At 48.8% G+C, this 3699-nt stretch carries 4 protein-coding genes; all 4 read right to left on the bottom strand.

Features of this window, described 5'->3' with window-relative positions; all coding sequences use genetic code 11:
• Positions 1-1747: AMP-binding protein (locus WA010_RS01140; protein WP_422555339.1), on the bottom strand; the 1747-nt coding region annotated here is incomplete at its 3' end.
• The gene (locus WA010_RS01135) at positions 1744-2058 is read right to left on the bottom strand and encodes an ArsR/SmtB family transcription factor (protein ID WP_422555338.1); all 315 of its coding nucleotides are present in this window, start codon (positions 2056-2058) and stop codon (positions 1744-1746) included. The genes WA010_RS01140 and WA010_RS01135, both read right to left, overlap by 4 nt.
• A gap of 49 nt (positions 2059-2107) precedes the next feature.
• Entirely contained in the window at positions 2108-3481 is a 1374-nt protein-coding gene (locus WA010_RS01130; RefSeq protein ID WP_422555337.1) for a dual specificity protein phosphatase family protein, read from the bottom strand.
• Positions 3442-3699: class I SAM-dependent methyltransferase family protein (locus WA010_RS01125; RefSeq protein ID WP_422555336.1), on the bottom strand; the 258-nt coding region annotated here is incomplete at its 5' end. The genes WA010_RS01125 and WA010_RS01130, both read right to left, overlap by 40 nt.

Genomic DNA, 3699 nt, shown 5'->3' with positions numbered 1-3699 from the left:
CCTCAGAGGTTGGTTTTTCTAAAAATCCGGGACGTTCGGAGCGTAGATAGCCACTCATAACATTAGCGCCTTTAACGTGCAAAATCCCCCCCGCATCAATCCCCGGTACAGGGATGAGTTTCGTCTCTATCCCCGGTAAAATCTGCCCTACAGTGCCGCTTCGGTATGCCATCGGAGTATTGACGGCGATGACGGGAGCGGTTTCGGTCGCCCCATACCCCTCGAAAATCCGTATCCCGAATTTCTCGAACCATAGCTCTTTGACGCTTGATGAGAGTTTCTCTGCCCCTGCGACCACGTATCGGAGACGGTAAAAATCGTATGGGTGGGCGTGTGAGGCATAATGGTTCAAAAAAGTACTGGTTCCAAAGAGGATTGTGCACGAGCGATCATACGCAATCTCAGGGATAACGCGGTAATGCAGAGGTGATGGGTACAAAAATAGGCGTATCCCGCCCAAAATCGGCAACAGTGTCCCTGCGGTCAGTCCGAATGAGTGAAAAATCGGTAAAGCATTAAGAACCTTATCCTCAGTCGAGAAATCGACGATGGCACGGATTTGAGCGATGTTCGCCAAAATCGCTTCGTGAGAGAGGACAACTCCTTTGGGTTTCCCCTCAGATCCTGAGGTAAAGAGGATGACGCACGGTGATGTGGGATCGGATTTGACCCGAACAGCGTTAGGGAAAAAGCGAGCATATCCCATCAACCAGAGCTTATCCATTACCCCCATCTCGGCTTTGAGATCTTCGAGGTAGAGGAGTCGAACATTTTTCAATGCACCCAGTTTCGCTTCGAGTTTGCCTTGCTCCACAAACGCTTTGGAAGTGATAATCGTCTTAATCATCGCCCCCTCACACGCATTTTGAAGCCCGTCGCTTCCGGCGGTAAAGTTGAGCATAGCAGGGGTTCGCCCAAACGCACTAAGCCCCAAGATCAGTGCCAATGTCGGAACCGCCGTGGGCATCAACACCCCGATCGCCTCGCCTGCAATGCTGTGACGTGCAATCAAACGCCCCATCCCAAGCGTCATCGTGAGGAGTTGGCGATAGGTGTATTCGATCTGTTTCGTATCTTCGATAATTTCGCGAGAGCTTCCATAAATGGATACCGCATCGAGAAATGCTCCGTAGAGATCATTCGGACGGCGTGATTCAAAAAGACATTTTTGCAAGAGAGTACGCATCGCTTCACCCGCTTTAGTCCGTCTCTCATGTCCACTTCCCCCCTCAGAGATACTCAGTCGTGTCGGAGTACAGTAGGTGAGGGTGATTTGAGGAAACCAGCTTTTGGGATGATCGTTCCCCATACGCGATAGGGTGCTAAACGTTGCTCCCTCGATAATCACGGGGTGGATCGTCGCTTCGGTTTTCACGGTGACAAACGCCGAACCCTCATAAATCTTCATCAAACTCCCCGTAGTCGTGATCCGCCCCTCAGGGAAGATAACCACAGGACGACCGCTCTCGACGAGACGGATGATCTGCTTGATCGCCATCGGATTGGCGGGGTCGACAACGAGATATTCGCTGAGAGAGAGAAACATCCGAACAAGGGGACGTTTAGCGATTTCGGTATTGACAACAAAAATCGGGTTAATCGGAAGCACTAGCCCTAAAATCAGACCATCTAAAAATGACTGATGATTGGCGATGATTACGGTGTGGTTCTCTTCACGCTGAAACTCACCGACCACTTTTACCCGAAATAAAAGACGGACGATCACATATAAAATCGCTTTAATCATTGAGTATTTCCTTGTAAATAACATAGTACATTTCCAAACGTTTGCTCCAGTAGAGGTTTATTGATCCAAAACCACACCTCTTTCCCTTTTTTCTCACTGAGCAGTACATTTGCCTGACGTAAAATCTTCAAATGGTGAGATACCGTAGTACGTGCCAGTGTTGAAGCATCTGAAATCTGTCCGGCAGTAAGTCGCTCATCGGGCTCGAAAAGCATCAACATTCGCTGACGGTGTTCATCCCCCAACGCGGTAAAAATATCGGACATCGGTTTCCACTCGCTTGGAAGAACGTCGGTGTAATTGGTTTTCATAGTAATAATCCTAAAATCTTAAACATATAGATATGATAATAAATCTGAGCTAACATGAGACTGAATCCCTCATGCGAAGTGATTCTAAATGCGATTGATACAGACCCAGTGCTACATACACGTATTTCGATTTGACATACGCGCTACGGATATTATTGAGCCGCTCTTCGATCTGCTCCATCGTGTATCCACGGTATAACATCCACGCACCGATTGCCATAACACTGCGAGAGAGTCCAAGCGCACAATGGACATACACACCATTCTCTTTTTTATCTTCGATCATCATAACGATGCGGTGCAGTTCCTCAGGAGAGGGGATCGTCAAATCCAAAAACGGTATTCTCGTCTGTTCCAGTGCGGAGCGGTTGATTTGATGCTCTAATGCCAGATTGATTGCATGGCTAATCCCTTGCAATCTTATCGAGTCATACTCATCCTTTGCAGGATGACGTCCGACATAAACCTTCTCTTCGACATGACTCATGAGGGGTAATGAACGTTTGTACCATCGCCATGAGAGGTTCGTACCGATAAAATAGGGGGCGAACACGATCCACTGCCATAATGAAGCCTTTGAGCTTTCCCCTGCGATGAGATGATTGAGTCCAAACGCATAAGCGATGGCTACCAATGCCATCGAGAGAAACAGCCACAGTGCGATGAGGGAGTGATACGCGAACGCAGCGACGAGAAACAAAACCGCCGCACCCAAATAATAAAGCCCCACTTTGAGACTACGCGGAGTGGTAAATCGGTTCAATACTTTGCTGTTTTGATGAATCATAGCAACAGCCGCTCCTCCGACTAACGCCCCAGTCGGGAGGTCGATAAAATGGTGTTGATACACCAGCAAAGTGGAGAGGGCGATGAGCCAAAGCCATAGAGCAACGGCATATTTTAGAAAAACGTTTTTCAAATGAGCGCGCATCGACATCCACAGCACGATGGCAAAACTGATGTGCAATGAGGGGAGCTGATTGTAGGGCAGATCGGCACTTAGAATCCCAAAGAGCCATTGGTACTCATCGCTTTTGGGTTTTTCAAACCCGAATTGGAGCGGAAAAAGGGTAAAGATGAGAACCGAAAAAACAACGATAAAGAGCACTCGCAACGCGAGGATACGAAGCTCCAAACGGCTCTGCGGGAGCAAAAATGCGATACAAAACATCACATCCGAGGACATATAGGGGATGATGAATGACGGGACGAACGGAATGTGCCGCTCCCACTCCATAAAAATCGAGGGGTGCGGGGTGAGCGACGCGTACTGATTCGCCGCACCGTAGAGGATAAAAAAGAGCGCCCCCATAAAAAGTATCCATACAAATCGCTCTTTGAGGGTGGCAGAGGCATCTAGGGCAGGATCAAACGGATACATGGTTATCTGCGTCGCGCCGATGAGACGGTGAAAATACCCCAATCATCGATCCGCATCCCCTCTTTATCAAACCCGTAGGAGCCAAAGAGGGTATCGAGTTCATACTGGCTTCGGCGGCGCATTATCCATTGCGTTTGCTGATGGTTCCCAAGCACATGGGCGATTTGTTCCAACTGCGGATGCCACGGCTGACCCGTATAGACCAAATACCCATTCGGTGCGATCATCGAAGTGATCCCCTCGATGGCGTTTTGGATCAG

Origin of the sequence: Sulfuricurvum sp., from assembly GCF_049305995.1 — a bacterium.
In the GTDB taxonomy this organism is placed as follows: Bacteria; Campylobacterota; Campylobacteria; order Campylobacterales; family Sulfurimonadaceae; genus Sulfuricurvum.
This window is presented reverse-complemented; position numbering and strand designations above follow the sequence as displayed.